The 26,798-nt window shown below is 41.3% G+C and carries 24 protein-coding genes; 11 read left to right on the top strand and 13 right to left on the bottom strand.

Annotation, left to right across the window (positions count from 1 at the left end):
- Positions 1–25: 25 nt before the first annotated feature.
- The 3 genes from Bovatus_RS08625 to Bovatus_RS08615 all read right to left on the bottom strand — a co-directional run bounded on the left by Bovatus_RS08625 (position 26) and on the right by Bovatus_RS08615 (position 3,186).
- Positions 26–1,579 (bottom strand): acyl-CoA carboxylase subunit beta, encoded by a 1,554-nt coding sequence (locus Bovatus_RS08625; RefSeq protein WP_004300890.1) that lies wholly within the window; start codon positions 1,577–1,579, stop codon positions 26–28.
- 28 nt (positions 1,580–1,607) lie between these two features.
- Complete coding sequence (gene mce, locus Bovatus_RS08620) at positions 1,608–2,012, bottom strand: methylmalonyl-CoA epimerase (RefSeq protein WP_002561104.1); 405 nt, start codon at positions 2,010–2,012, stop codon at positions 1,608–1,610.
- Positions 2,013–2,187: 175 nt separating this feature from the next.
- Complete coding sequence (locus tag Bovatus_RS08615) at positions 2,188–3,186, bottom strand: GNAT family N-acetyltransferase (RefSeq protein ID WP_004300880.1); 999 nt, start codon at positions 3,184–3,186, stop codon at positions 2,188–2,190.
- Between the two features lie 239 nt (positions 3,187–3,425).
- Here Bovatus_RS08615 and Bovatus_RS08610 point away from each other — a divergent pair, with 239 nt between their 5' ends.
- From Bovatus_RS08610 to Bovatus_RS08600, 3 genes are all read left to right on the top strand, one after another.
- Positions 3,426–6,665 carry a SusC/RagA family TonB-linked outer membrane protein gene (locus tag Bovatus_RS08610; RefSeq protein ID WP_004300879.1) on the top strand — a complete coding sequence of 1,080 codons (3,240 nt, stop codon included), beginning with the start codon at positions 3,426–3,428 and terminating at the stop codon, positions 6,663–6,665.
- Positions 6,666–6,689: 24 nt separating this feature from the next.
- Positions 6,690–8,714 (top strand): RagB/SusD family nutrient uptake outer membrane protein, encoded by a 2,025-nt coding sequence (locus tag Bovatus_RS08605; RefSeq protein ID WP_004300878.1) that lies wholly within the window; start codon positions 6,690–6,692, stop codon positions 8,712–8,714.
- A 106-nt stretch (positions 8,715–8,820) separates the two neighbouring features.
- Positions 8,821–9,363, top strand: a complete 543-nt coding sequence (locus tag Bovatus_RS08600; protein ID WP_004300877.1) for a beta-class carbonic anhydrase — start codon at positions 8,821–8,823, stop codon at positions 9,361–9,363.
- A gap of 88 nt (positions 9,364–9,451) precedes the next feature.
- Here the strand turns inward: Bovatus_RS08600 and Bovatus_RS08595 are convergent, their stop codons facing one another.
- Complete coding sequence (locus tag Bovatus_RS08595; protein ID WP_004300876.1) at positions 9,452–9,676, bottom strand: hypothetical protein; 225 nt, start codon at positions 9,674–9,676, stop codon at positions 9,452–9,454.
- 122 nt (positions 9,677–9,798) lie between these two features.
- Between Bovatus_RS08595 and Bovatus_RS08590 the strand changes: the two genes are divergently transcribed.
- From Bovatus_RS08590 to Bovatus_RS08570, 5 genes are read left to right on the top strand one after another with little or no spacing between them, the layout of a single operon-like run.
- Positions 9,799–10,335 carry a nitroreductase family protein gene (locus Bovatus_RS08590; RefSeq protein ID WP_004300875.1) on the top strand — a complete coding sequence of 179 codons (537 nt, stop codon included), beginning with the start codon at positions 9,799–9,801 and terminating at the stop codon, positions 10,333–10,335.
- A gap of 2 nt (positions 10,336–10,337) precedes the next feature.
- Positions 10,338–10,673: a hypothetical protein gene (locus tag Bovatus_RS08585; RefSeq protein WP_004300874.1), complete on the top strand. Its 336-nt coding sequence runs from the start codon at positions 10,338–10,340 to the stop codon at positions 10,671–10,673.
- Positions 10,674–10,680: 7 nt separating this feature from the next.
- Positions 10,681–11,475: a Rossmann-like and DUF2520 domain-containing protein gene (locus Bovatus_RS08580; RefSeq protein WP_004311403.1), complete on the top strand. Its 795-nt coding sequence runs from the start codon at positions 10,681–10,683 to the stop codon at positions 11,473–11,475.
- A complete protein-coding gene (locus Bovatus_RS08575) occupies positions 11,456–11,977 on the top strand; it encodes a KdsC family phosphatase (protein ID WP_004300872.1) in 522 nt (173 codons plus the stop codon). The genes Bovatus_RS08580 and Bovatus_RS08575 overlap by 20 nt, the downstream gene beginning before the upstream one ends.
- 40 nt (positions 11,978–12,017) lie before the next feature.
- Complete coding sequence (locus tag Bovatus_RS08570; RefSeq protein ID WP_004300871.1) at positions 12,018–12,599, top strand: Maf-like protein; 582 nt, start codon at positions 12,018–12,020, stop codon at positions 12,597–12,599.
- Positions 12,600–12,782: 183 nt separating this feature from the next.
- Here the strand turns inward: Bovatus_RS08570 and Bovatus_RS08565 are convergent, their stop codons facing one another.
- From Bovatus_RS08565 to pheS, 8 genes are all read right to left on the bottom strand, one after another.
- Complete coding sequence (locus Bovatus_RS08565) at positions 12,783–14,990, bottom strand: tetratricopeptide repeat protein (RefSeq protein ID WP_004300870.1); 2,208 nt, start codon at positions 14,988–14,990, stop codon at positions 12,783–12,785.
- 7 nt (positions 14,991–14,997) lie between these two features.
- The gene (locus Bovatus_RS08560) at positions 14,998–16,182 is read right to left on the bottom strand and encodes a DUF418 domain-containing protein (RefSeq protein WP_004300869.1); all 1,185 of its coding nucleotides are present in this window, start codon (positions 16,180–16,182) and stop codon (positions 14,998–15,000) included.
- 186 nt (positions 16,183–16,368) lie between these two features.
- Positions 16,369–17,412, bottom strand: coding sequence for a porin family protein (locus tag Bovatus_RS08555; RefSeq protein WP_032856151.1), 1,044 nt, complete (start codon positions 17,410–17,412; stop codon positions 16,369–16,371).
- Between the two features lie 24 nt (positions 17,413–17,436).
- Positions 17,437–18,414, bottom strand: coding sequence for an ABC transporter substrate-binding protein (locus Bovatus_RS08550; RefSeq protein ID WP_004300867.1), 978 nt, complete (start codon positions 18,412–18,414; stop codon positions 17,437–17,439).
- A gap of 106 nt (positions 18,415–18,520) precedes the next feature.
- Entirely contained in the window at positions 18,521–19,780 is a 1,260-nt protein-coding gene (locus Bovatus_RS08545; RefSeq protein ID WP_004300866.1) for a phosphoglycerate kinase, read from the bottom strand.
- A 93-nt stretch (positions 19,781–19,873) separates the two neighbouring features.
- Complete coding sequence (gene nth / locus Bovatus_RS08540; RefSeq protein ID WP_004300865.1) at positions 19,874–20,551, bottom strand: endonuclease III; 678 nt, start codon at positions 20,549–20,551, stop codon at positions 19,874–19,876.
- On the bottom strand, positions 20,548–21,747 hold the full coding sequence (locus Bovatus_RS08535) for an MFS transporter (RefSeq protein WP_004300864.1): 1,200 nt from the start codon (positions 21,745–21,747) through the stop codon (positions 20,548–20,550). The genes nth and Bovatus_RS08535 overlap by 4 nt, the downstream gene beginning before the upstream one ends.
- Positions 21,748–21,895: 148 nt before the next feature.
- Positions 21,896–22,915, bottom strand: coding sequence for a phenylalanine--tRNA ligase subunit alpha (gene pheS / locus Bovatus_RS08530; protein WP_004300862.1), 1,020 nt, complete (start codon positions 22,913–22,915; stop codon positions 21,896–21,898).
- A 120-nt stretch (positions 22,916–23,035) separates the two neighbouring features.
- On the opposite strand from pheS, the gene Bovatus_RS08525 reads away from it, so the two are divergent.
- From Bovatus_RS08525 to Bovatus_RS08515, 3 genes are all read left to right on the top strand, one after another.
- Positions 23,036–24,052: an energy transducer TonB gene (locus Bovatus_RS08525; RefSeq protein ID WP_004300861.1), complete on the top strand. Its 1,017-nt coding sequence runs from the start codon at positions 23,036–23,038 to the stop codon at positions 24,050–24,052.
- 890 nt (positions 24,053–24,942) lie between these two features.
- Positions 24,943–25,809, top strand: coding sequence for a DNA-directed RNA polymerase subunit alpha C-terminal domain-containing protein (locus Bovatus_RS08520; RefSeq protein ID WP_004300860.1), 867 nt, complete (start codon positions 24,943–24,945; stop codon positions 25,807–25,809).
- A 128-nt stretch (positions 25,810–25,937) separates the two neighbouring features.
- Positions 25,938–26,150, top strand: coding sequence for a hypothetical protein (locus tag Bovatus_RS08515; protein WP_004321504.1), 213 nt, complete (start codon positions 25,938–25,940; stop codon positions 26,148–26,150).
- A 73-nt stretch (positions 26,151–26,223) separates the two neighbouring features.
- Here Bovatus_RS08515 and Bovatus_RS08510 read toward each other — a convergent pair whose 3' ends face one another.
- Positions 26,224–26,793, bottom strand: coding sequence for a PepSY-associated TM helix domain-containing protein (locus Bovatus_RS08510; RefSeq protein WP_004321502.1), 570 nt, complete (start codon positions 26,791–26,793; stop codon positions 26,224–26,226).
- Between the last annotated feature and the right edge of the window lie 5 nt (positions 26,794–26,798).

The raw sequence follows: 26,798 nt of genomic DNA, 5'->3' as shown, positions 1-26,798 counted from the left end.
TCTTGTTTTAATGTGAAAAGTAGGATTACAACGGAATATTACCATGCTTCTTAGCCGGATTACTCAATTTCTTAGTCTGCAACTGCTGCAAAGCTCGGATCACACGGAAACGTGTGTTGCGTGGTTCAATCACATCGTCAATGTAGCCATATTTAGCTGCATTGTAAGGATTGGCGAACAGTTTCGTGTATTCTGCTTCTTTCTCTGCAAGGAATTGAGCAGGGTTTTCCTGATCTTTGGCTTCGCGTGCGTACAATACTTCTACTGCTCCTGCACCACCCATTACTGCGATTTCGGCAGTAGGCCATGCGTAGTTCATGTCACCGCGAAGTTGCTTACAGCTCATTACGATGTGAGAACCACCGTAAGATTTACGCAATGTGATAGTAACCTTAGGCACAGTAGCTTCACCGTAAGCATACAACAGTTTAGCACCATGAAGGATAACGCCATTGTATTCCTGACCTGTTCCCGGAAGGAATCCCGGTACGTCTACCAACGATACGATAGGAATATTGAATGCATCGCAGAAACGAACAAAACGTGCGCCTTTACGAGATGCGTTGCTGTCGAGCACACCAGCCAGATACTTAGGCTGATTAGCAACGATACCTACCGATTGGCCGTTGAAGCGGGCGAAACCGATGATGATATTCTTTGCATAATCTTTCTGGATTTCAAGGAATTCACCGTTGTCCACAATAGCGCCGATCACTTCGTACATGTCATACGGTTTAGTAGGGCTGTCGGGGATAATATCGTTCAAAGAATCTTCCAGACGGTCGATTGGGTCTGTGCAATCTACATAAGGAGCTTCTTCGAGGTTGTTTTGAGGAATATAGCTCAACAGTTTGCGAATCAGTTCGAAACCTTCTTCTTCTGTTTGGGCGGTGAAATGAGTCACACCCGATTTAGTGGAGTGAACGCTTGCGCCACCGAGGTTTTCCTGGCTAACGTCTTCACCTGTAACGGTCTTCACCACTTTCGGTCCGGTGAGGAACATATAAGAAGTGCCTTCCATCATCAGTGTAAAGTCGGTCAGAGCCGGAGAATAAACAGCACCACCGGCACAAGGACCGAAGATACCGGAAATCTGCGGAATAACACCTGAAGCAAGGATGTTGCGTTGGAAGATTTCTGCATAACCTGCCAAAGCGTTGATACCTTCCTGGATACGTGCACCACCCGAGTCGTTGATACCGATACAAGGAGCACCCATCTTCATGGCCTGATCCATAATTTTACAAATCTTCAATGACATTGTTTCTGACAGTGAACCGGCAGAAACAGTGAAGTCCTGTGCGAACACATATACCAGACGTCCTTCGATTGTACCGCAGCCGGTTACTACACCGTCTCCCGGATAATGTTTTTTCTCCATTCCGAAGTTCGTGCATCTGTGCTCAACGAACATGTCCATTTCTTCGAAGCTACCCTCGTCAAGCAGCATAGCCAAACGCTCGCGTGCTGTGTATTTCCCTTTTTCATGTTGCTTCGCAATTGCTTTTTCGCCGCCTCCGATACGTGCTACGGCACGGCGTTCAATAAGCTCTTTAATTTTTTCAAGTTGATTACTCATGAGTTCTTGTTGGTTTTAGAGTTTATGATTAATGTTCGCAGAGTTCTGTCAACACGCCCAAAGTTGATTTCGGGTGAAGGAAAGCAATATTCAAACCTTCGGCACCTTTGCGGGGAGCTTTGTCGATAAGGCGGATTTCTTTGCTTTCTGCTTCTGCCAAAGCATTGGCTACGCCATCTTCTACAGCAAAGGCTACATGATGAACACCTGCACCTTTGTTTTCAATGAATTTGGCAATAGTACTCTCCGGGCAAGTCGGCTCCAACAGTTCAATTTTGGTTTCGCCTACTTTTAAAAAAGCAGTTCTTACTTTCTGATCTTCCACTGTTTCAATGTTGTAACACTTCAGACCTAATACATTTTCGTAGTAAGGAAGGGCTTCTTCGATGCTTTTTACAGCAATGCCCAGATGTTCAATGTGTGAAATCTTCATAACTATACTTTTTTTATTTGGTTTTAATCATGTGCTTATATGGCATAAAACAGCACAAAGAAAGACATTTCTTACCTAATAAAGAAATATTTCTGCATTTAATTATTGGATTATTAAACAGAAAAAATGGTAGGGAAGGAGCATGAAGAGTCGTTTTGCAATCTTGAGATTACATTTAGACATAAAATTTGACTAAGAGTTTGTTCAGCCAATTCCAATTGACACGGAACCAGCGGCGGGTACTGCTTTGCTTTCCTCCAAATCGGAGAACGAAATCACGATAACCGTGTTTGCGGAACGGAAGTCCTACATCCATAAATTCCATGTGACGGAATCCCCGTTGGTGGGCGTCTTCCAATGCCTTCCAAACGGCCAGCACTCCCGGATACTGAAGTGCGTATGTCTTTTTCATTCCTCCGGAAAACCAAAGGTACGCGTCATCTCCCGAGTAGATACAGACGGAACCGCCAATGATTTTCTCTTTGTATTTTACTACGAATATTTTTGCCTGTTGTCCTTTGATTAGCATATCGTTCATGTGACGGAAAAAGTCGTTGGCAGGGAAATATCTGCGTATGCGGGAGGAATAAACCTTGTGCAGCATCCGTGAGAAATCGTGTATTTCTTCCACGGTATGTGCTTCCTCTACTTTGGCTCCATTCTTGAGTCCTTTTTTTATCTGACGGATGCGTGACGGGCTGAACCGGTCTTCCGTCTTTTTCATACTGTGCAGCGAATTGCGTACCCGCAGCCAGTTGACAGGGAAATAATCATTGGCACGGAAAACCCGGTAACCGAACATCGAATTATTGAGGTTCCGGAATTCGATCAGGACACAGCTACGCGATGCTTCTTGTGTGAGATGTTCGAGCATATCGCCAAAGACTTCTTCTGCCTTTTCTTTGTTGGTCGAAAGCGACTCATCTAGAAATTCACCTTCGCTATATACTACGCAATGTTTCACTAAAGAGGAGGGAAGCCACTTTTTCGCTTTGCGGATGGCAGCAAGCAGGCGTGCCACAGGTCTGCCGTCTTCTGTTGCCACTATTAATAAAGGAGTATACCCAGGAGTTGCTTCATAAATCAGAAATAACTCTTTGGAATGGAAGGTATTTTTTCCCGGCAATTCAGGAATATCCTTCCCATGATAATATGTTGTTAGTTTCAGTGGCATCTAGGTACAAATTTACACTTTTTATTCTTTATTCAACAACAAAACAAAGAATTTGTTGGAGCTGCTTGAAGTAAAGTATAATATATAGTTGCGTATTTAATGGAGAAAATATATTTTATAGAAGAAATATGGTATGAAAAGTGAGTACGTATTAAAATTAGATTCGTCTTTAATTAAGATTATAATCGAATAGTTTTTGCAAAACAACGAGAATTAATATTAACTTTAAATTAGAACGAATGAGATGTAATGCATTTGTTGAAGCATGGAAGAATCATCATAGACGCGCTTCCATGATTTTAGGGTTGTCTTTATTGGCTGCCCCTCTGTCATACGCTGTTTATGCAGAAGATGGAGTTTCTAATACTATGGTGCAAGTTGTCACACAAACGAAAACTGTGAAAGGAACTATCATCGATGAAAGCGGGGAGCCGCTGATTGGAGTTTCTATCGTTGTGAAAGGAACAAGTACAGGTACGATTACCGATTTTAACGGTAACTTCTCTATCGATCTTCCGGCGGGAAGAAAAGAACTGGTCATTTCTTATATCGGTTACAAAGAACAAACGGTGACTGTGACGGGCAACGGACCGGTCAATGTGAAAATGGTTTCGGACACACAGGCATTGGATGAAGTAGTTGTTGTGGGTTACGGTACGATGAAAAAACGCGATTTGACAGGAGCTATCACTTCTGTAAAAAGTGAAGATGTAGTGATGAATCCAAGTTCAAATCCGATGCAGGCTTTACAAGGTAAGGTGGCAGGATTGGATATTACGCGTGAATCGGGACAGGCCGGTTCGGGAGTAAAGATGCAGTTGCGTGGTAACCGGTCATTCCAGAAGGATTCCGGAAATCCTTTATTTATAATTGATGGTATGCCGGGGGATTATTCTACATTGAATCCGAATGATATTGAAAGCATTGAAGTTTTAAAAGATGCTTCTTCGACAGCTATTTATGGTTCAAGTGGTGCGAACGGTGTTATTTTAATTACTACTAAAGGTGGTAAGGAAGGCAAAGCAATTGTTAATTTTAATGCATACGTAGGTGTAAACGGCTGGTCAAGGACTCCGGAGATGCGTAGTGGAGAAAGTTATATACAAACCTTGAGAGATGCATCTGTTGGTGCTGGCGATGGACGTTGGAGCTCGGTTGCTGATGATAAAAATCTGTTTACTACTGATGCTGAATGGAATGCACATCAAAATGGCCAATATATAGATTGGGTGGATGCTTTGTTGAAAACCAGTGTAACACAGAATTATTCTGTTTCTGTGGCTGGTGGAACGGAAAAGACAAAGGCATATTTTTCTCTGAACTTCTCTAATGAGGATGGGCAGTTTGCACAAGATAGTTATAAACTTTATTCATCTAAAATCCGGGTAGATCATAAGATTAAAAAGTGGATGAAGGTGGGCATTGATGCTCAACTGTCTTATGTACATCAAAATAAAGCTGATTCTGATTTACAGACTTTGATGGCGTCAAATCCTCTTGGATCCTTGTATAATGAAGATGGAAGCATCAATCCGCAACCTGTTGCCGATCCTTCATCTACAGTATATAATTATCTTTTAAATGAGGATAAAAGTTTGTACCGCAATCAGGCTCAAAACCTTAAGGTTTATTTTAATCCTTACTTGGAAATCACTCCTCTTAAAGGGCTGACTTTTATTACTCGTGCTGGTGCTAATTTGGGATATTCACGTAGTAACACTTTCACAGGAGAGGGGTCTGTTCAATGGTATAAGGCAAATCAAACGGCAGACGGCATTAAGGCACAAGTTAAGGACAACCGTTCGTATAATTATAAGTGGGAAAATATACTTACTTATAATTTCCAGATTAAGAAAGTGCATGATATAACTCTTACTGCAGTTACATCGTGGAACCACAATCGTAGCGATGTCACTACTTTGTATCAAAAAGGTGTTTCTGATAATAAATTCTTATGGCATAATATTCTTGATGGTAATTCCTCAACTTCGGGAAGTACTTCTTATAGTATGTCTAAGGGGATGGGATATGTCGGCCGTTTGAACTATTCATATATGGGTAGGTATTTATTTGCTGCATCTGTCCGCCATGACGGCTCTTCCAGACTGGCAGAAGGTAATAAATGGGATACTTTCCCGGCTTTTTCTTTGGGATGGAGAATCTCTGATGAAAAATTTATGGAGAGTACGACTAACTGGTTGAGTAATCTGAAAATTCGCTTCGGATATGGTGTTACGGGTAGTACAGCGGGGATTGATCCGTATTCGTCTGCTGCATCATTGGATGCTACTGCTGTAAATATGATATTAGGAGGTGTTCTGACACCGATTTATAAATTCTCACAGAATATTCCGAACTATTTGCTTACATGGGAAAAGTCGTATAACACGAATATTGGTATTGACGCTGCATTCTTAAATAATCGCATTGATGTCAGTATGGAATATTATAATACAAAAACAAAAGATGTTATATGGAACAAGGCACTTCCTGTTATTAATGGAGCATTCTCCCCGGATGGCGGACCTAAAGCGAATTATACTACTAATTTAAATATGTGTGAGACTAGCAATAAAGGTTTTGAGTTGGCTCTTAATACACGTAATATTATAACAAAGAACTTTACTTGGAGTTCAAGTGTAACTTTCAATCATAATAAAGAGAAAATAACCAAATTGTCCGGTGGAGACTCAGATGTGCTTAATAATGGTGACACCGGTTATGCATTGGCATTGGGAGAAGCTATTAACTCTTATTATCATTATAAGTTGGATGGTGTATGGCAAAAAGGTGAGGAAACTGATGCGGCGGTATTTGGTGCTGCACCTGGTGATTTGAAAATCAATATACCTAATTTAGTAAAAGAATCTGATGGTAGATTCTATAAAATAGATGAAGAAACGGGTAGTGCTGCTGTGGATGAAAATGGTAATGTTATTTATTACACTTCTGATAATAAATATACTCCAAGTGATGCAGATTATCAAATTCTGGGTCACAACTCTCCGGATTGGTCTTTAGGATTCCAGAATAATTTTACCTGGAAGGACTTTGATTTAAGTGTGTTTGTTTATGCACGTTACGGACAGATGTTTGCTTATGATATGTTGACGTCTTATGACCCGAAGGGTATACGTAACTTCCCGACCTATTTCAATTATTGGACTGAAAACAACCCTTCAAATGATTTTCCTGCCGCCAATGCTAATAAAGGTCTCGAACAATATACGGGATATTACGCATTACGCTATGTAGACGGTTCGTTTATAAAGATTAAGAACATTACATTGGGATATAGTCTGCCGAAATCTATCTTAAAATCAGCCGGTATAGAGAAGTGTCGTTTCTATGCTACCATTACAAATCCGTTTGTATTTGCGAAAAGCCATTTGCTGAAAGACTATGATCCGGAAATGAATGGTTCTCTGAAGTACCCATTGACCAAACAATTTGTATTTGGTGTAAATGTTACATTCTAGTTTTTCACTAAAAAAAGTATTGAAATGAAAAGTACAATCTATAAAATAGCAGCGCTTACATTCGCTGTGGCTTCAATGTCTGCCTGCTCGCTTGATGAGTATAATCCAAGCCAAAAAACAGGAGATGAAATTCTTGCAACGTTCGATGGGCTTAAAGGATTACAGTCTTATTGTTATTCATCACTTTACGGGCAGTTATTCAGTGTCTATGATTTCTTGTCTGTGGCTGAAGGTGGTACGGACTGCTGGATAACTCCTGCCGGTAATCCGGATTATGCCAAGCAGGTGATTTATTATGATGGTTTAGCTACGAATACGAATGCTACAAATAAATTATTCGGTCAGGCTTATTCTATGATCGGTAATTGTAATGCAGTAGTAAACAGGGCTGAATTACTAACGGATGGCAATGAAAAAGATATAACGACTTTAGTGGCTGAAGCCCGCTGTCTTCGTGCGTTTTATTATTCCATATTGGTGAATACGTATGGGAATGTAACGTTAACATTGGAAGAATCGTCTCAAGATCCTATTTTGACTCCGCAGCGTAACTCTATTGAAGAACTATATACGCAGATAATTGATGATTTGAAATTTGCGGCCAATAATCTTGAAGATACTCCTTATGATAATAATCGTGCGCGTGTGACTAAGAAAACCGCGTTAGGACTTTTGGCTCGCGTTTATGCTCAAGGTGGTGGCGAATATGGGCTGACAGAAGAGGGAGTATCTTATTGGCAACGTGCTAAAGAAGTGGCAGAGGACATGATTTTAGCGTATGGTGACTGTCTGTATGATGATGTGGAAGATGTTTGGGCTCCGGCAAATAATCGAAATAATAAAGAAGCTTTATTTATTGCTGCCGGTCCGGATGCTACGAATTTGGAGAACTGGAATGCTGGAACACAATGTAATAACAACTTTACTTATATGTATCCAAAGCCAAATACTCTCACTATTTATCCTACTCCGGATAATCAAAATTATTGGTATGGACGTACTAATAATAATACGTTGGCACCTTCCAAATATTTGCTGGATTGTTTTGATGCTGATTATGATAAGCGGTGGGAAGTAACCTTTACTACGGCTTTTGTACAGTTTTCTGCCGTACAGTCAGGAGGTAGTTATTTATTTACTAATAAGAAGCAGACATTGGATGATGGTACAAAACCAAAAATTGGAACAAAACATGGCGTAAATGATAATATTAGTTCATTTACAATTCTTACTCAAAATATAATCGATACTTATGGATTGGATGCAAAATTCCATAATGAGTATATTTATCCTTATGGTGATTTGAATTATACATATTATGATGGAACTTGGGCGCCCAAAATGATAGCCAAGGTTTGGCCGAAAGGTGAAAATAGCGGTGATCCTTCCAAATTGCAGGAAGTGAAGAACCCCTATGTGATACCTTACCCTGTAGCTGAAGATGATGATAGAATCTGTTTCTACTTATCAAAGGAAAGACTTTCGGATGCGGAGAAAGCGAAACGTAGATATTATGTAATCAATATTGATGATTTGTTTGATAACGGACAATATCGTAAAACAGATATAAAAGTTACTAATGACAAAAATATGTACCCTGGTTTCAACAAATACAATTGGTTGTCGGAAGATTCATATAGTAGCAATTTGCAACGTAAGACAGGTGATGTGTTCATTATGCGTATGGCTGAAGTATATCTGATTGCAGCTGAAGCTAACCAACAATTAGGAAATGGCGGAAAAGCTGCTGAATATTTAAATGTACTGAAAAAGCGTGCCGCTCGCAATGATGCATCTTACAATGCTATGAAATTGAGTAATGCTACACAGAATGATGTTATGGACGAATATGCTCGTGAATTATGTGGAGAATATCAACGTTGGGTATTGATGAAGCGTCACAAAGATTCTTTCAAACAACGTCTTGCTGTTGGTAATCCTCGTGCAGCTGAAAATTTTGATGAAAACAAGCATTATTTGCGTCCGATTTCTTTTAACTTCTTGAGTCAGATTGATAATGCAGAAGAATATGGAAACAATGGGTATTAGTACTCTTACAGATTAAATTTAGATTAAAGAGGGGATATGTCGTGATGATATGTCCCTTTTTTCTATATCTTTGTGTAATCGAACAGAACTTTTAAAAAGCGGAACTATGTTAGAAGAAATTTTAGCTTACAACAAGCAATTTGTTGAGAACAAGGGATACGAATCGTATATTACCAATAAATATCCCGATAAGAAAATAGCTATTCTTTCCTGTATGGATACCCGACTGACTGCTTTGCTGCCAGCAGCATTAGGAATTAAGAATGGCGATGTGAAAATGATAAAAAATGCAGGTGGCGTTATTTCCCATCCTTTCGGTAGCGTGATACGTAGTTTACTTGTAGCTATTTTTGAGTTGGGGGTAGAGGAAATAATGGTGATTGCTCATTCTGACTGTGGAGCTTGCCACATGCACAGTGAAGTAATGCTCGAAAAAATGAAAGCACGCGGAATCAATCCGGATTATATTGATATGATGCGTTTCTGCGGAGTTGACTTTCATTCGTGGCTGGATGGTTTCGAAGATACAGAAAAGTCGGTGAGAGGAACGGTAGATTTTATTGTGCGTCATCCTTTGATCCCTTCAGATGTGACAGTCTACGGGTTTATTATTGATTCTACGACCGGAGAATTAACTCGGATTGTATAGATTATTAGATAGATAGGTAAATAGATAAACTTCTTTTTTAATCCCCTAAATATAGTGACGCTATCCTATCATGATAGTGACGCCATTTCTATTGTATAGTGTCGCTATGTCTGGAGGATAGTGACGCTATTTTGAAGACAAAAAAATAAGGCAGCTTTTTGTCGGCTGCCTTTATCTTTCTGCGGTTATATACTTTCTTTGACTGGTGCACTCGTTTGTGACAAATAGGGTGTCCGTACATCTCAATTTCTGCCTCACGGCTAGCTTTACGATTCGCTTTAACGTAATCGTCCTGTGTAATTCGCTTTTTCATAATGAAATTATTTCTCTGTGCAAAGATACAATATATTCTTCATTTAGTATAAACTTTTATTTCCTATTACGCTCGGTTTGCATTATCTTTGCATACATTAATCAAATGAAACCGGAAATAATATGGAAAATTTCAGTGAATTGATAAAGAACCGTCGTAGTATGCGGAAGTTCACCGATGAAGAGTTGACACAAGATCAGGTCGTTACGTTGATGAAAGCAGCTTTGATGTCCCCTTCTTCCAAACGTAGTAATAGTTGGCAGTTTGTAGTGGTTGATGATAAAGAGGTATTGAAAGAATTGTCTCATTGCAAAGAACAGGCTTCTTCGTTCATTGCCGATGCAGCTTTGGCAATTGTGGTAATGGCCGATCCGTTGGCCAGTGATGTTTGGATTGAAGACGCTTCCATTGCTTCCATCATGATACAGTTGCAGGCCGAAGATCTCGGCTTGGGAAGCTGCTGGGTGCAGGTTCGTGAACGTTTCACTGCCACCGGAATGCCTTCCGATGAATTTGTCCATGGAATTTTGGATATTCCCTTGCAACTTCAGATTCTTTCTGTCATTGCTATCGGACATAAAGGGATGGAACGTAAACCTTTCAATGAAGAACATCTTCAATGGGAGAAAATTCATATTAACAAGTTCGGAGGAAAATAAGTATGGGAGCTGCTAAAGCGAATAATAGTAAAGATACCTATCTGGCTACTGCTGTTACCTTTATTGTAATCGGAGCACTTTTTCTGATCGATAAGCTGATTCATTTTTCTTCCATTGGGCTACCCTGGGTGATGAATAAGGACAATATGCTATTGTACGCCTCGATCTGTTTCCTTATTTTCAAACGCGATAAATCAATTGGTTTTGTGTTGCTTGGGCTTTGGCTAGTGATGAATATCGGTTTGGTCATGTCCTTATTGGGTTCGTTATCCGGATATCTGTTGCCATTGACACTGCTCATCATCGGAATCGTTTTATTCTGGTTTGCAAAACGATAAGAGAATAATGAAAAGAAGTATAGAAGATACACCGATCGTGTTTATCGGTGCAGGTAACTTGGCTACTAATCTGGCGAAAGCTCTTTATCGTAAAGGTTTCCGCATTGTACAGGTATATAGCCGGACTATGGAATCTGCCCGTACCTTAGCCGAGAAAGTAGAAGCTGAATATACAACAGATTTACAGGCAGTCTCCAAAGATGCAAAATTGTATATCGTATCGTTGAAAGATGATGCTTTAGTAGATTTGTTACCGCAGATAACAGAAGGAAAGCAAGCGTCTTTGTTGGTGCATACGGCAGGAAGCATTCCGATGAGCGTTTGGGAAGGGCATGCAGAACGTTACGGAGTATTTTATCCGATGCAGACATTCAGCAAACAACGTGAAGTTAAATTTCAGGAAGTGCCTTTCTTTGTTGAAGCGAAAAGGCCGGAAGACGTGGAATTGTTGAAGGCTGTTGCCGCCACACTTTCGGAAAAGGTCTACGAGGCTTCTTCCGAGCAACGTAAAAGCCTACATTTGGCTGCTGTTTTTATCTGTAACTTCACCAATCACATGTATGCATTAGCAGCTGATTTACTTGAAAAATACAACTTGCCTTTCGATGTCATGCTTCCGCTGATAGATGAAACAGCACGTAAAGTACACGAACTGGCGCCACGTGATGCACAGACCGGACCCGCTGTTCGTTACGATGAGAATGTGATGAGTAATCATCTTGCCATGTTGGTAGATTCTCCGGCATTGCAGGAAATATATAAACTAATGAGCAAAAGTATCCATGAGCACCATCAATTATGATTTATCCCGTATCAAAGCTTTAGCTTTTGATGTGGACGGAGTATTGAGTTCGACTACCGTACCTTTGCATCCTTCCGGGGAACCAATGCGTACCGTGAATATCAAAGATGGGTATGCCATCCAGTTGGCTGTGAAAAAAGGACTTCACATAGCTATCATCACCGGTGGCCGGACAGAAGCGGTACGTATCCGTTTTGAGGGACTGGGAGTGAAGGATTTATACATGGGTTCTGCTGTGAAGATACATGATTATCGTGCTTTTCGTGATAAGTACGGATTGACCGATGATGAAATTCTATATATGGGTGATGACGTACCGGATATTGAAGTGATGTGTGAGTGCGGACTGCCATGCTGCCCGAAAGATGCCGTGCCGGAAGTGAAATCCGTTGCAAAGTATATTTCTTATGCAGACGGTGGTCGTGGATGCGGACGTGATGTAGTGGAGCAGGTGCTGAAAGCTCACGGTCTATGGATGGTGGAAGACGCCTTCGGTTGGTAACTTAATCATAAATAATCGTTGTTTAATAACGAATAAAACCATGCTTGATAACTTAAATAAATATCAGATTATATTAGCTTCCAATTCTCCCCGTCGGAAAGAACTGATGTCGGGACTAGGAGTAGACTATGTAGTCAGAACATTGCCGGATGTAGACGAGTCATACCCGGATACATTGGTAGGTGCTGAAATACCTGAATATATTGCCCGTGAAAAGGCGGATGCCTACCGTACCATGATGAAGCCGGGAGAATTATTGATTACGGCAGATACCATAGTCTGGTTAGATGGGAAAGTACTTGGGAAACCGGAGGGTAGGGAAGGAGCCATTGAAATGCTTCGCGCTCTCTCGGGAAAATCTCATCAGGTTTTCACAGGGGTTTGCCTGACTACTACTGAGTGGCAAAAAAGCTTTACCGCTTCCTCCGAAGTGCTGTTTGATGTCTTGTCGGAAGATGAAATCCTGTATTACGTAGATCGTTATCAGCCAATGGATAAGGCAGGAGCTTATGGCGTTCAGGAGTGGATCGGGTATATCGGGGTTAAATCAATTTCCGGTAGTTTCTATAATATTATGGGGCTTCCCATACAGAAACTGTACGGAGAGTTGAAAAAGCTGTAGTAAGTATCTTGAATATATCTGAATATATCAGTGTAATAAACTCATTGATTACATGAAATACATAAGATATACTTAGTCCAATAATGCACAAAGGCTACCTCAAAATAGAAAATGAGGCAGCCTTTTTCTGTATTTTTAAGCAGGAACATTTACTGAATATCCCAAACTGAAAGATGTGGAAGACTATAATAAATCCAACATCAGAGGAATATCTTCTTCCCGAATTCCTTGTGTGAGAAGAGCTTCTTCATCTTTATGGAACATTTCCAGGAATCGTTCCCGGTTTCCACTAGCCGTAATGGCTTTTCCATAGAAAACGGAAGCTTTCTGAATATCTCCCATCACCCAGGCGACATGTCCTGCATTCATATAGTCAATAGCCAGAGGCTTTTGTTCTATTATTTTTTCATAATACTTCATCGCTTGTTCATGTTTCTGGCTGATAAATGAACACCATCCGATACCACGCCATGCCTTAATACAGTTGTTCTCGATGAAATCCAGTTTGAAGAAATAATTCAGTGCTTCTTCATATTGCCCCAATTCGGCCAGACAGCTACCGATATGGAAAGTCACATTGGTATCTTCCGGAGCAGCTTCTTCTACCTTCTTATAATAGGTGATTGCTACCTGGTAATTTCTGTTCAACCGATAACAAATAGCCAGATGGCGATTGTTCCAGATATTATCCGGTTTCAACGTGTCTGCTTTCAGGTAAGCCTGGATAGCTTCTGCATATTTCTTTCTTTTCTGCAATGCATAGCCAAACTTCTGGTAATATTCAGCACTCTCTCCTTCGAATCCGCCAATCGTTTCCAACTCTTCATAAATTTCAATAGCCTCGTCCCAACGTTCCTTTGACAGGTAGAAATCGGCAATGGGGAATAATACATCTTCCCAGTGCAATATATTGTCGAGTGCAGGGACATGATGAAGATCGAGCTTCTCTTTAAAAATATCTCTGAATTCACTCTTGCGCACACTAAGTTTGAAGAAACGATACAAATCGTGCAGGTACTGGTTGCTGACCGTTCCCGGACGTTCATTGAATTTCTTCATCGTCTCAACATTCGATTTCTCCGCCAATTCTGCAACCTGTTGTTCATTCAGTTGGCTCAACATCATATCCTGTTGTGACTGTGGCAATTGATGGATCGTGAAAAAGAGAGAGTACTTATCACTGTTACTGAAGAATCCCGATTGAAGAATTAAATCCAGTAGACTGCCTCCCTGATTTCCTGCCTGCTTCATTGCCTTGAGCACATTAGACTGTTGCTTGCTGAATGGATAAAACCAGTTATGCACCTCGCGGAAGAACGGATAGTTTTTCAAAGCCGCAAAAGTACTCATATATACATCTGCACCCTCCAACTGCAATTCGTTCATTTCACGCAATTTATCCCCCAGTCCGGATTTCTCGAATGCATCTTCCCAATCCGGATTCATGTCGTTGTTCTCTTCATCGCTTTCTTCAAAACCGAACCGCATATTTTTCATGGAGGAAACATTCTTCAGCATTTCGGGAATAATCTCCTCCCTCATCTTTTTGTCAATCTTTTCCGTTTCCTGACATAATAGCATTTGGCGGTAAATGCGAGCGACATCTTCTCTGAATGAAGGAATTTCTTCCATGAGATCCACCCTTTTTATCAGTTCCGGATAGAAAGTAAGGCGGCTTCTGTAAATGTGGAAAATAATCATCGCACCAACCAATGCCCGTTGGCTGACGTTGACGTTGGGATGCTCGTAAGCATCAAGCAACCACATTATTTTTCGTAAGTCGAAACATTCCATCAAGCTCAATGTGAGGGCACTGACAAATAAGCATAAATCGTCTCCCGGAAGTAATTCCGAGGCAAGCATGGCTTTTGCATCTTCCTCGTCTTCGGGAGTCCAGGCACTGTTCGTCCATGTTCTTATAAACATAAACTTGAGCGTGTCCTCATGCCGCTTTAATACTTCATCCATCTTTTCGTCAGACAGTAATCCGCTGACTGCCAAGTCGTCATTAAAAGACTCCAGTATGTGTAATATGGTTTTAAGACCATAGTTTGACAAATCTGGCGATTTGGGAGTACGTCGTACTTCATGATAGTATCTTGATGAAGCGTTATCCAATATGAGCAAACGTGATTGGTCGGCAATTCCCCACGTGTCTGATACCATTTTCTGATACAGATTCCATCGTTCAGGGTCATTTGCTCCCTGTTTCATGTATTCCAGCATATATTTGTAGGAAGTCTGCAATTGTTCCAGGCGAGTGCGTAGATCCCAGTCAGGACACTGCCACAGCAGAGATTCCAACTGCATCAGAGCTTCCTTGAGCCTTTTCTCTTCAAGTAAGGTACGTATATATGCGTATTGTTCATTAATCGTTTTTTCGTTCATCATTATTTAATTATTTATTTTTTCCAATCCAGGTCAAATGTTTCCAGAGACCCTCAAAAGGACCATGTTTATGGTGTCGGAGCCACCACGAACAGAATACCATTTGTAATAGAACAAAAAGGATGCCAAAAAGGAAGCTATATGTGATTCCTAAATATCGTCCCAATTCGAATCCCCAATGATAGAACAAAAGAGAACCGAAAATGGATTGCCCGAGATAATTCGTTAAACTCATTTTACCATAAGATGTGAAACGCATAAAGAAACTGCGGTCTTTCACACGGTAGAAAGTCAACAGTAATCCTGCCACCAGTAATACCATGAAACTAAGGCTGCTGAATGAACTTAATATCAACTGTAGAGGAACAAGGACGGCACTCCGTTCGATGAATTCCGGCAACATATTGTTCAATCCGTAGATGGGGAAGAAGCAGAGAAGCGAAATGGCTAATGCTTTTAACCACAAGCGTTCGTTCTGTTCGCTATACAGGAAATATTTGCGGCGGCCAACCAGCATTCCGAATAGGAATAATCCCGGTGTTTGTAAGATACGTCCATGTTCCAAAGCCCAGGTCATGTTAGCCATTTGTCCTTCCCACATATTCATGCGGACTGTTTCAAGGAAGTTGCCATGTTTTTGTACGTCGAAAGCGATGCTGAAATAATAACCTGCCAAACTTTTACCTGCCACATAGTCAGGATTGCACAAGGCATAGATCAGTTTTGCCCAGTCGATAGGTTGAAGGATTAATAAAGTAGCAAAGATGGCAACTGTACGGTCACTCATCCGGCAGAATATCGGCAGGATAATTCCTAAAATCGCATACATGGTTAATATTTCGCCGGTAAAGAAAGCGGCATTGAATTGTCCTATAATGAATAGGATGAATAATCTCCATAAAAAACGCAGGCGGAAATCTTTCCCTCTCCGTTGTTGGTTATTGTCCTGAATATAGAAACTGAAACCGAAGAGCAAAGCAAATACAGCGTATGCTTTATTACTGAATGTGAAGAATAATCCTCTCCAGATAGCCTGATCGGTAAATTTCATCCATTCAAAAGGGACTTCTTCCGGGAAAGAATAGAAATTAAAGTGTTCGATGCTGTGCAAGAGGATGATCCCCATTACTGCCAATCCTCTTAATACGTCGGCCACGTCTATTCGGGCGTTGGTTTCGGCGATTTTACTTTCCATGTTTTTTGTTCTGTTATTAATAAGATTTATATTTTATAATTATTTGATTCGGCTGCTTCAACTCTACTGCTTTAATCCTATTGTTAAGGTACTACTTACTATAGCCTTGATACTTTACCTTGGAACTTAACCCTGATACTTCGGCTCTAATACTTAATACCTAATACTTAAATTTAGTCCTTGAATTTAAAACCTCACTTGTACCTGTGCTTGTATCAGGTTGGAATCTTTTTGTCCATCTCCTTTCTTATTACAAAAGGTGTATTGTGCCTGTAACCGGCATCTGGGATAAAACCAGTATTGTACGCCTGCAATATAGTTATTTTGTTTGAAATCTGCACTCTTGTTAGGGTTGAAATAATCGTACGAAGCGATGAAATCGAAATTCCGGGCAAAACGCACGCTTCCTGTTGCATAGAAACCTTCGCTTTTCACACTCCGATCTTTTCCGGCAAGATATTCCGTACGCAGATTAAAAGTGGAAGTGGTGACAACCCCTCCTGCACTCCAGCGTCTCTTGGCGTAATTTTCTCCTGCTTTGATTCCGGTATATTCAGAGTCAGCTATGGCGTGTCCTGTTCCGCGGATAAACGAACCACCTACGGACAACCATTTCAGCGGATTAACCATCAGATTACCGACCACATCTTTTTGACTGTTTTTGTCTTTGGTATTCAGTCCCTGTCCGTTCATTACAGCTACTTTATATTGTAGGAAGTCACGAAATAATTTCCCGTGAAGCATCATACCGATATCCCGTCCGGAAGTCATTCCGTAACACTTATCGCTACCGCTTACTCCTGCCAGATAGCAGACAGACTGTGAATAGCAATTGATAAGTTCTACTGTAGTAGGAGACAATTCGTTTTCTATGGTATAAGGAACCTTGAATTCACCGATACGTGCCGTAAGTCCGGGGAGAAACTGATAATCGGTATACACTTCGAGTAACATGCCCCCGTTGTAGAAGTCGTACATAAAATCACAAGTCCACCGTTTGGTGATCTTTCCGTGTGCCATGAAAATGATTCGTTTGATGTCGAATGTGTTATCCGGATTCGCTGCATCGTCATAAGTGTATCCCAGTTGGGCATATCCGGAGAGACTAATCCGTTCTTTCAGTGTGTTGACAACTTGATTTAATGGTGTCTGCTCTTGTGCCAAGAGAGGATTTTGCATATTTGTAATGCATAATACAAAGGTTAAGAGTTGGAGTAGTGTTTTTCGCATGAGTTAGTTGTTATTTGATTTTGATTATGGTTGATACTGTATTATGGTTGATACTGTGGGAATAAATGTAGTGTCAATCAGATTCTTTTCAGAGTAGGTTTGGGGTATTCGGTGATTTTCTTTCAGCCAGTGTATAGCCTTGTCTATCGCTTCAGCGGAGGGACGTTTTGCTTTTTGATAACCGGGGAGGGCAACGAGTCCTGTCAGATTTTCGGGTACACCTATTTCTATCAATACTTGCTCCCATTCTTTCTGCGGGTGCATTTTTATGTAATCTACTCCCAGGTTATATCCTGTGATGAGTAGCTCGATTTCTTCTCTCTTCTCGTTGAGCGCTTTTCGTGAAAAAGCGGTAGCAGTGAAATCGATACCCAACTCTTGCGTACTTACCAATGAACGATGTTTACTGTTCATGGCGATGGATGCGGCAGGGTCGGGTAGGAAAGAGGCATCAATTTGATTGTACTGCAACATTTGCAGACGGAGAGGAAGCTGGCCGATTTCCGGCATGTTTATTTCCGTATGCTTGATTCCGGCTTTGCTTAATAGCTGGTCGGTAGCATATTCGATAACTGTGTTGCGCGACACGGCGATATTCTTTTCCTTGAGCTGTTCCAGTTGGTTGATGTTACTTTCTTTGGAGACAATGAAGCAGAAATAACCATCATTCTTCAGGATGAATCCTAAATCAGTATGATGAATAGCTTGTAATGCTACCGCACTGGGATAGTCAGTAATCATGCCATCTATTTTCCGGGTTTGGAAAGCAGCGTCCCGGTCGTTGGCAGAGTTGAATGAAAGAATGGTCAAATCCAGTCCTAATGAGTCGTAAATGCCTTGCGTTTTGGCTATATGAAAAGGAAGTCCGTCCAGTGTAGGCATCATGCCCAGGGTAAGTGGTTGCAGTTCGGTTAGAGGTAAAAAAGAGCTATCTCCTTTCTTACTCTGACAAGAGTAAAGGAAGAAAAGGATGAACCAAAAGAATAGTATCGGTCTTTTCATACCTCGTTTTTATAAATAAGAGGAATTCTGTTTTTATAAATAAGGGCAACTCTTTTCACAAAGAACTGCCCTTCTAATAATTAACTATGTGATTTTAACAATTATCTTATTCTTGAATAGCAGCGATACCCGGAAGAACTTTTCCTTCGATTGCTTCGAGCAATGCGCCACCACCAGTTGAAACATAAGATACACCGCTAGCCAAACCAAACTTGTTAACACAAGCTACAGAGTCGCCACCACCAACAAGTGAGAATGCGCCGTTCTTAGTTGCTTCAACGATTGCTTCACCTACTGCACGTGAGCCGTGAGTGAAGTTGTCAAATTCGAATACGCCTGTAGGACCGTTCCAAAGAATAGTCTTAGATTCTTTGATAACGTTAGCGAAGATTTCTTCAGTCTTAGGACCGATATCAAGACCTTCCCATCCGTCAGGAATTTCGTCAACAGCACAGAATTTAGTATTTGCATCGTTAGAGAATGCGTCAGCAATCTTAGCGTCAACAGCCAATACCAGGTTTACACCTTTTTCTTTTGCTTTTTTCATCAAATCCAAAGCCAGGTCAAGTTTGTCGTCCTCACAGATAGAGATACCGATTTTGCCGCCCATAGCTTTAGTAAATGTATAAGTCATACCACCGGCGATAATCAGGTTGTCTACCTTGCTCAACAGGTTTTCGATGATTTCGATTTTAGAAGAAACTTTAGAACCGCCCATAATAGCAGTGAACGGACGTTTGATATCGTTCAATACTTTATCAACAGCTTTCACTTCTTTTTCCATCAAGTAACCGAACATCTTGTTGTTTACATCGAAATATTTAGCGATCAATGCTGTAGAAGCGTGTGCACGGTGAGCAGTACCGAATGCGTCGTTTACGTAGCAGTCAGCGTAAGAAGCCAATTTCTTGGTAAATTCTTTCTGGCTTTCTTTTACTGCTTTCTTAGCAGCAGCTTTTTCTTCGTCAGTTGCATCTTCTGCCAAACCTCTTGGTTTACCTTCTTCTTCAGCGTAGAAACGAAGGTTTTCGAGCAACAGCACTTCTCCCGGTTGCAGAGCAGCAGCTTTTACAGCAGCTTCTTCGCCCATGCAGTCGTTAGCGAACTGAACTTCAACGCCCAGCAATTCAGACAGATGCTTGATGATATGTTTCAAAGAGAATTTATCGGCAACGCCTTTCGGACGGCCCAGGTGAGAGCCAATGATGATGCTTCCGCCGTCTGCCAGAATCTTCTTCAAAGTAGGAAGAGCTGCACGCATACGAGTGTCATCTGTAATGTTGAAGTTTTCGTCCAGGGGTACATTGAAGTCCACGCGAACAAATGCCTTTTTACCGGCAAAATTGAATTTGTCAATTGTCTGCATAATACTCTATTTTTATTTAAAAGTGTTTTTAAAATTCTTCTTTTAGAACGACCGCAAAGTTACTATTTATTTCGGTTCCTTGCTATTAAATCGTTATTTATTCTTGGCTTTTGGTTCCTCTTTTGTAACTTTATAGGTGTTACAGAAATATTTGCACATCATTTGCAAACCACAGGTGTCACATTTGGGAGTACGTGCCTGACAAACGTAACGGCCGTGCAGGATGAGCCAGTGATGGGCAATCGGTATGAGCTTTTCCGGAATATTCTTCACCAGTTCTTTTTCCACGCTGAACGGGGTGGTGCAACTGTCCGGCACCAGTCCGATACGGTGGCTGACACGGAACACGTGTGTATCTACCGCCATTGCCGCTTTTTTGAATACCACCGACTGGATCACATTGGCAGTCTTTCTTCCTACACCGGGCAACTTTATCAGATCTTCCAGATTATCCGGCACCTCGCTATTGAAGTCATTCACCAGCATCTTTGCCATACCGACCAGATGTTTGGCTTTGTTGTTGGGATAAGACACGCTTCGTATATATTCGAAAATCACTTCCGGCGTAGTGGCAGCCAATGCTTCCGGAGTCGGAAAATCTTTATACAAAGGAGGAGTGATGATATTCACCCGTTTGTCCGTACATTGTGCAGAAAGAATAACAGCGATCAGCAACTCATACGGATTGTTGTAATGCAGTTCGGTTTCGGCCACAGGTATGTTGTCCTGAAACCAGGCGATTACTTTCTCATAACGTTCTTTCTTTCTCATCGTAGCTTGTTTTTATGGTAATGAGGCGTCACTTTTAGTCTGAAATAGAGGGCGGAAACTACCGTCAGGCAGGCTCCGAAAAGATAGGCCTTATCAAATGTACTTATTTCTGCGATATATCCTCCCGTCAGCATACCGATGCCGATTCCTACATCCCAGGAAGTGAGGTAGGTGGAAGTCGCTGTTCCCCGCTGACTGTTGGGGGCGAGGTTGACAAACAGCGTGTTAAATGCCGGAAACATAATTCCAAACCCGACACCCATTAATAATGCGATGCCAAAAAACAGCAGAGTACAGGCAGTATCATTCCATTGAATCAGATATACACAAGTTGAAAGCAGGAAGAAGCTGAAAACAACCAGGTATAATCCGGCAGCTATTACTTGCGTTATTTTTCCGCGATCCACCAGTTTTCCTGAAAAGATACGCGAGATGGCCATACCGACTGCCATAAAGGTGAAGAAGAATCCGGTTTGTGTGTTCAATCCTATTTGGCGGGCGTACATGGCAACATAGTTGGTCGTCATTCCGTAAGGGATGGAAAGCAGCAGCAGACTAAGTCCGGCAGGCAGTCCTTTCATCAGGATAAAGCGGTCGAGCGAGATCGGTTCCCGTTTCACAGGAGGCTTGTAGGGCGTTTTAACCAGACTTGCGCATAGAAAACCTAAAATACAGGAACCGAATGCATAGCAGAATATCGTAGCAAAAGAAACTCCCGCATCATGCAGAAACAGTCCGAACATCGGTCCGATGGACATGGCTGTGTTGTTGGTAAGTCCGTAATAACCTAAGCCTTCCCCTCGCCGGGAAGAGGGCATAATGTCTATTACTACCGTGTTTCCGCCTACTGTGACCATTCCGAAAGAGACGCCGTGAATGATTCGGAATATAATAAATAAGGTAAGGGAACCGGCAATTAAATATCCGCCGAACATCATCATAAAGATGAAGTAAGCAAACAGATAAAGAGGTTTTCGGGCAAACGTGTCGAGCAGATAACCGGAAAATGGACGGATACAGAGAGCTGCCACCGTGTAGCAGGAGAGGACAATGCCGATAGTGGAATTTCCAGCCTGGAAGAATTCGGATAAATAGAACGGCAAAACAGGAATCAGCAACCAGAAACCGAAGTATAGCAGGAAGTTGGCTGCCAAGATGAAACAATAACTGGGAGTAATGAGTCTATCCTTTGCCATAATGAATGATCGTTCAATCGACCGATTCGCGTTGATTGGAAACCAACGCCGTTGGCCTGATTGGTCTGTTGATGAATATGCCAATGTCCCGATCACCGTCCGACGGTTTCATTGGGAACATTGGCATACTGGTAAATTTAGCACATTATTAATATGCCGCTTCGAATTCTTTTAGGAAGCGTGTATCGTTTTCAGAGAACATACGGAGGTCTTTCACCTGATATTTCAGGTTTGTGATACGCTCGATGCCCATACCGAGGGCATAACCGCTGTATATTTTGCTGTCTATACCATTTGATTCAAGTACGTTCGGGTCTACCATACCGCAACCGAGGATTTCTACCCAGCCGGTGTGTTTACAGAACGGACATCCTTTACCGCCGCAGATATTACAGCTGATATCCATTTCCGCACTTGGTTCGGTAAACGGGAAGTAAGACGGACGCAGACGGATCTTTGTATCAGCACCGAACATTTCTTTGGCGAAGAGCAGCAATACCTGCTTCAAGTCGGTGAATGATACGTTTTTATCTACATACAGCGCTTCTACCTGATGGAAGAAACAGTGTGCGCGATAGCTGATAGCTTCGTTACGATATACACGTCCCGGACAGATGATGCGGATAGGAGGCTGTGAAGTTTCCATCACACGAGTCTGTACAGAAGAAGTATGTGTACGCAATACTACGTCCGGGTGAGCTTCGATAAAGAAAGTATCCTGCATATCGCGTGCCGGATGGTCTTCGGCAAAGTTCAGTGCCGAGAACACGTGCCAGTCATCTTCAATTTCCGGACCTTCGGCAATGCTGAATCCCAGACGGGCAAAGATATCAATGATTTCGTTCTTTACAATGGTGAGCGGGTGGCGTGTACCGAGTTCCACAGGATAAGCCGAACGCGTCAAATCCAGTCCGTCACAATCGTTGTCCTGACTTTCAAACATTTCTTTCAGCGCGTTGATTTTGTCCTGCGCTTTTGTTTTCAGTTCATTCAGTCTCATGCCGACTTCTTTTTTCTGTTCGGCAGCTACATTACGGAAATCTGCCATTAAGTCGTTAATGGCTCCCTTCTTACTTAGGTATTTGATGCGGAGAGCTTCGAGTTCTTCGGCATTGGAGGCGTGTAAGGCTTCCACCTCTTTCAGAAGTTGTTCAATCTTAGCTATCATATTTTTGATGTATTGTTATTCAGTTTCTTAGTAAAAACCGTGCAAAGATATAATTTTATCACGAACCATCGAAATAATTTGTATCTTTGTTGCCGATATATACCGAAAATCCGGCAACTTATGAAAAAGATTGTTTTCTGTCTTCTGCTTTTAACCTTTTCTTTTCGCCTTGCGGCCCAGATTGACTATTTGGAGCCGGTGAAACCTTTTTCCACTTATACAGGCGAGTTAGGCGAATATTATCGTAGTGTGTTTTCTTTACTTAATACGGGCTTCCAGAAACAGCCTTATGCGCGTTTTGCAGCTATCCCTTCCTTTTCGCCGGAGTATGCAATGTCGGTAGAGAAGAGGAATGGACGTTATACCCTGGTTTCGAACACATTATCGCGTACTTATTGGCAGGCAGAGAAGGGGACGGTGACGGTGGATACTAAATCGGTTGTCATTAGTGCCTCCCTATATCAGTCTTTAGGGGCTATCTTTCGTTTGGTGACAGAGCAGGTACAGGATTTGGACGGTTCTACGGCTGGTTTGGATGGAATTGTTTATTTTTTCTCTTCTACGGATGCTAAAGGTAAAGAGCAGATGGGACGTAAATGGTCGCCGGAAAAGGGAACGTTGATGGAACGTCTCGTGTTGGTTTGTCAGTCGGCTTATATGTTATCCCGAGGGGAAAATATTTCTGAACAGACGTTGGCAGTGGAGGCTGCTGCTTTATTAAAAGCATTGCAACAGCGCACCAAGGAAGAGCCGGATGCTTATAAGCGGCCGATGTATATCGGAATTTATCCGGTGGGTCCCCGTTCAAAGACACTTTCCGGAAGACAGGTGGAGGAACCTGCTCATTTCTCTGCGATGACTCCGGAAGAATATATTGCCAGTGAAATGGTTTATCCGTCAGGGCTTTTGGAGAAGAATGTTTCGGGTTATGCTTTATGTGAGTTTACTATTGATAAAGAAGGGGTTATCCTTCGTCCTCATATTCTACGTTCCACTCATCCGGAATTTGCAGAGGAGGCTCTCCGCATTGTCAAAGGAATGCCGAAATGGTCACCTGCATTGGTGGGAGGAAAGCCGGCGGATAGTAATTACACTCTTTATGTTCCTTTCCGTCCGCAACTCTATCGGAATAAATAAGCAACTTTGCATCTAAAGTCCGATTAATAAAAAAGAAATATTGCATTTATAAGTTGAACTTATACTCTCTCCAATAAATAAAAAAAATAAATTTGCTGTCATCTGTCACAGATTGTAACTTAACTGTTTGATTATGAAAAGTTAATGGCGTGACAGCAGCATGGTGATAGCACTGTGACGGCAATAATGCTGTCACTGCAAAGCTAAGAAGAGATAAACGCACTGCAAAGACGGTATGGTAGAGATGCATACCCAAATCAAGTAAAAATCACAGATGAAGTTTCATTGCCTGAATAGTATTAACCACAGGCAGATAAGCTATTTTATTTATTACCCCTGTACTTACGGGGCGGGACCTGCCTTGTAACCGATAGTTTCAAGCCTTGAAACTATTGGTTTTGCGGTTCGAAACTACAGTTTCATCGCTTTGAAACTTTAGTTTCTCTTGCTTGGAACTATTAGTTTCTTACTGATGAAACTATAGTTTCACACTGATGGAACTTTAGTTTCTCACCGATGAAACTATTCTCCCGTGTAGTTGTTTACTTATTTGTCTTATATAAAATTCTATTGTAACTAAAAAGCTTGTCATTTATTATCTTTCTTTTCAGAAAAAAGAAGTATATTTGCAATCAAGGACCGGACCTTTGACAGCCGGACTTGTATTTATAGGACATTTAATTTATCTAACAGGAAACTAGCAATTTTCAAACAGATGATAAATCAAATGTCCGTGCCAAGCTTATATCCCTATCGATATATAAGTTCTGGTGCGGGCATACTGTATTTTCATCTGTCGGTTTTGCTAGTACCGCTGTTGGGAAATATATGTATCGTTCGCACCTTTTTTATATCCGGTTGCGACGTATACATCTAAAAACAAACGAGTTATGGCAACAAAACAATGGATTGGTATTGAAGAAGCGGCAACCAAGTATCAGGTATCTACCAGACGTATTATTACTTGGTGTAAAAGGCAAGAGATTATTTATTCAGAAGTCGGCGATTATCTAATGCTTGATGAAAACAGTCTGACGGATTGTCTTGAACGAAATATCCGGTTCAGTCTTTCCGAAGAAGAACACAAACGCCGGATGGATGAGAAGATGAAGGAAAATGAAGAGGAATTTTTTCTACTTCAATCGCTGAAAGAGTTGACCCCATTGATCCGGTTAATAATAAAAGAGCTTGCCGGAATGATAAGGAATGATGAAAGACGACAACTATTTCTTTATACCGTCTTACAAGGAAATATTAAGGATTTTAGTGTCCGGAAACATATGAAATATCGTCAAGCACAGAAGGCATTTGAGGGACTTGTACAGGAAATAAAATCTCAAGCGGGATTCCTTAGGACTTATAAGGAAGAAAATATCCGTCTTAGAGCAACAGTACGGATGTATGAAATGAAATCCCGCCAAAATGGCTTTGATAATGATATGCTCATGAGAGAGGCGGAAGAAACGAATCCGGAAATTTTTATTCCCGAAGATATAAAAGCGGCAAAGGCTTTACTTGATACTCCTATCACAGAATTGAAATTCGATATTCGGTCGCAGCGGATCATTTCTGAAGCTGATATAAAAACACTTCGGGAACTGCTACAAATCACTTCTCAATATGGGTTTAGGAAGTTGCGTGATATGTTACGGAATTTCGGGCTGGTTTCACAAAAGAAAGTGGAAAAACGCTTGAAAGAGCTGAATGTACTGGACGTTGCCGGCAACTGCAATTTATATAGGTATCTGGATGAATGACACAGATTGGGCTGGAGTGTTTCTTTGATAGTATAATAACATGGCTGATTTCTTCAAAAATCATTAAAATAGAAAACTTTTCTTCGTTTGTATTGTCTTATAGCCATAAACTTTTAAAACGAAAACTTATGGATGATATGATTAACAGGCATGATTCGATAGCCGAGGAAAATATCGAGCCGAATGGTCGTCCGGCTAAGGACCAGTTTGAAGAATGGAGCGGCGAGGTTGCCGACCGTGCCGATGACGTATTCAAGAATGACAAGAAAGACGGTCCTATTAAAAACCGTGAGAAACGTATAAAAGAAATGGACGAAGTGATTAAAAAGGACCTTGAATAAAGGTCCTTTTTTGTTTTCTGCGATACGGAAAGAAAGTACAGAAAGATGCATACGGATGAATAAAAATAAGAAATTATACTATCATCCAGTAAATCAATATAGGTATTAAAATTCCTATTATCGTTAGAATTCCGCCGATGCCCCACAATCCCTTTTTCCCGGGAACAATCAGTAACCCGGTGATGAGCAAAATAAACATGAGTAAGAGGAATGCATCGGAGGTTATTGTCCATAAAGAACCCGGATTGCGATGTAGCTTATTCAATGCGGTTAGGAAAGCAGGACGATGCATTTCTTTAATAAATGCTTGCTGGCTGGTTGCATCCAACTTGATTACCAATTGTTCTTTGCCAAAGATGGTCAGTTTGTTTTTACTGAGGCTGAAACGGTTATACAGGTCGGGATTGCATGAGAGATCGGAGATAATCTTTCGTGCATCGGCTTCTGTAAAATCGTCTTTATTGGCAGGGAGCTGGAATATATAGTCCACCGTACGTTCCTTTTTCTGATTCATGAATGTAAATTCTTTCCGGTGGTTGAGCAGGAAGCCGGAAAGGAGATAGACAAACAGGATGCCTGCACAAATGAAAGATACATAACGGTGCGTTAAACGTAAGTATTTGAGCGTTTTGGGAGATAACATTTTTA

It is taken from the genome of Bacteroides ovatus (assembly GCF_001314995.1).
Lineage (GTDB): Bacteria > Bacteroidota > Bacteroidia > Bacteroidales > Bacteroidaceae > Bacteroides > Bacteroides ovatus.
This window is presented reverse-complemented; position numbering and strand designations above follow the sequence as displayed.

Excerpts from the sequence above, each read along its gene's own strand:
- Bovatus_RS08520 (WP_004300860.1), top strand. The coding sequence starts at position 24,943 with ATGGCAACAAAACAATGGATTGGTATTGAAGAAGCGGCAACCAAGTAT.
- Bovatus_RS08545 (WP_004300866.1), bottom strand. The coding sequence starts at position 19,780 with ATGCAGACAATTGACAAATTCAATTTTGCCGGTAAAAAGGCATTTGTT.
- Bovatus_RS08535 (WP_004300864.1), bottom strand. The coding sequence starts at position 21,747 with ATGGCAAAGGATAGACTCATTACTCCCAGTTATTGTTTCATCTTGGCA.
- Bovatus_RS08610 (WP_004300879.1), top strand. The coding sequence starts at position 3,426 with ATGAGATGTAATGCATTTGTTGAAGCATGGAAGAATCATCATAGACGC.
- Bovatus_RS08595 (WP_004300876.1), bottom strand. The coding sequence starts at position 9,676 with ATGAAAAAGCGAATTACACAGGACGATTACGTTAAAGCGAATCGTAAA.
- nth (WP_004300865.1), bottom strand. The coding sequence starts at position 20,551 with ATGAGAAAGAAAGAACGTTATGAGAAAGTAATCGCCTGGTTTCAGGAC.
- Bovatus_RS08515 (WP_004321504.1), top strand. The coding sequence starts at position 25,938 with ATGGATGATATGATTAACAGGCATGATTCGATAGCCGAGGAAAATATC.
- Bovatus_RS08570 (WP_004300871.1), top strand. The coding sequence starts at position 12,018 with ATGCTTGATAACTTAAATAAATATCAGATTATATTAGCTTCCAATTCT.
- Bovatus_RS08625 (WP_004300890.1), bottom strand. The coding sequence starts at position 1,579 with ATGAGTAATCAACTTGAAAAAATTAAAGAGCTTATTGAACGCCGTGCC.
- Bovatus_RS08510 (WP_004321502.1), bottom strand. The coding sequence starts at position 26,793 with ATGTTATCTCCCAAAACGCTCAAATACTTACGTTTAACGCACCGTTAT.
- Bovatus_RS08565 (WP_004300870.1), bottom strand. The coding sequence starts at position 14,990 with ATGATGAACGAAAAAACGATTAATGAACAATACGCATATATACGTACC.
- pheS (WP_004300862.1), bottom strand. The coding sequence starts at position 22,915 with ATGATAGCTAAGATTGAACAACTTCTGAAAGAGGTGGAAGCCTTACAC.
- Bovatus_RS08525 (WP_004300861.1), top strand. The coding sequence starts at position 23,036 with ATGAAAAAGATTGTTTTCTGTCTTCTGCTTTTAACCTTTTCTTTTCGC.
- Bovatus_RS08585 (WP_004300874.1), top strand. The coding sequence starts at position 10,338 with ATGGGAGCTGCTAAAGCGAATAATAGTAAAGATACCTATCTGGCTACT.
- mce (WP_002561104.1), bottom strand. The coding sequence starts at position 2,012 with ATGAAGATTTCACACATTGAACATCTGGGCATTGCTGTAAAAAGCATC.
- Bovatus_RS08605 (WP_004300878.1), top strand. The coding sequence starts at position 6,690 with ATGAAAAGTACAATCTATAAAATAGCAGCGCTTACATTCGCTGTGGCT.
- Bovatus_RS08580 (WP_004311403.1), top strand. The coding sequence starts at position 10,681 with ATGAAAAGAAGTATAGAAGATACACCGATCGTGTTTATCGGTGCAGGT.
- Bovatus_RS08555 (WP_032856151.1), bottom strand. The coding sequence starts at position 17,412 with ATGCGAAAAACACTACTCCAACTCTTAACCTTTGTATTATGCATTACA.
- Bovatus_RS08560 (WP_004300869.1), bottom strand. The coding sequence starts at position 16,182 with ATGGAAAGTAAAATCGCCGAAACCAACGCCCGAATAGACGTGGCCGAC.
- Bovatus_RS08550 (WP_004300867.1), bottom strand. The coding sequence starts at position 18,414 with ATGAAAAGACCGATACTATTCTTTTGGTTCATCCTTTTCTTCCTTTAC.
- Bovatus_RS08600 (WP_004300877.1), top strand. The coding sequence starts at position 8,821 with ATGTTAGAAGAAATTTTAGCTTACAACAAGCAATTTGTTGAGAACAAG.
- Bovatus_RS08575 (WP_004300872.1), top strand. The coding sequence starts at position 11,456 with ATGAGCACCATCAATTATGATTTATCCCGTATCAAAGCTTTAGCTTTT.
- Bovatus_RS08590 (WP_004300875.1), top strand. The coding sequence starts at position 9,799 with ATGGAAAATTTCAGTGAATTGATAAAGAACCGTCGTAGTATGCGGAAG.
- Bovatus_RS08615 (WP_004300880.1), bottom strand. The coding sequence starts at position 3,186 with ATGCCACTGAAACTAACAACATATTATCATGGGAAGGATATTCCTGAA.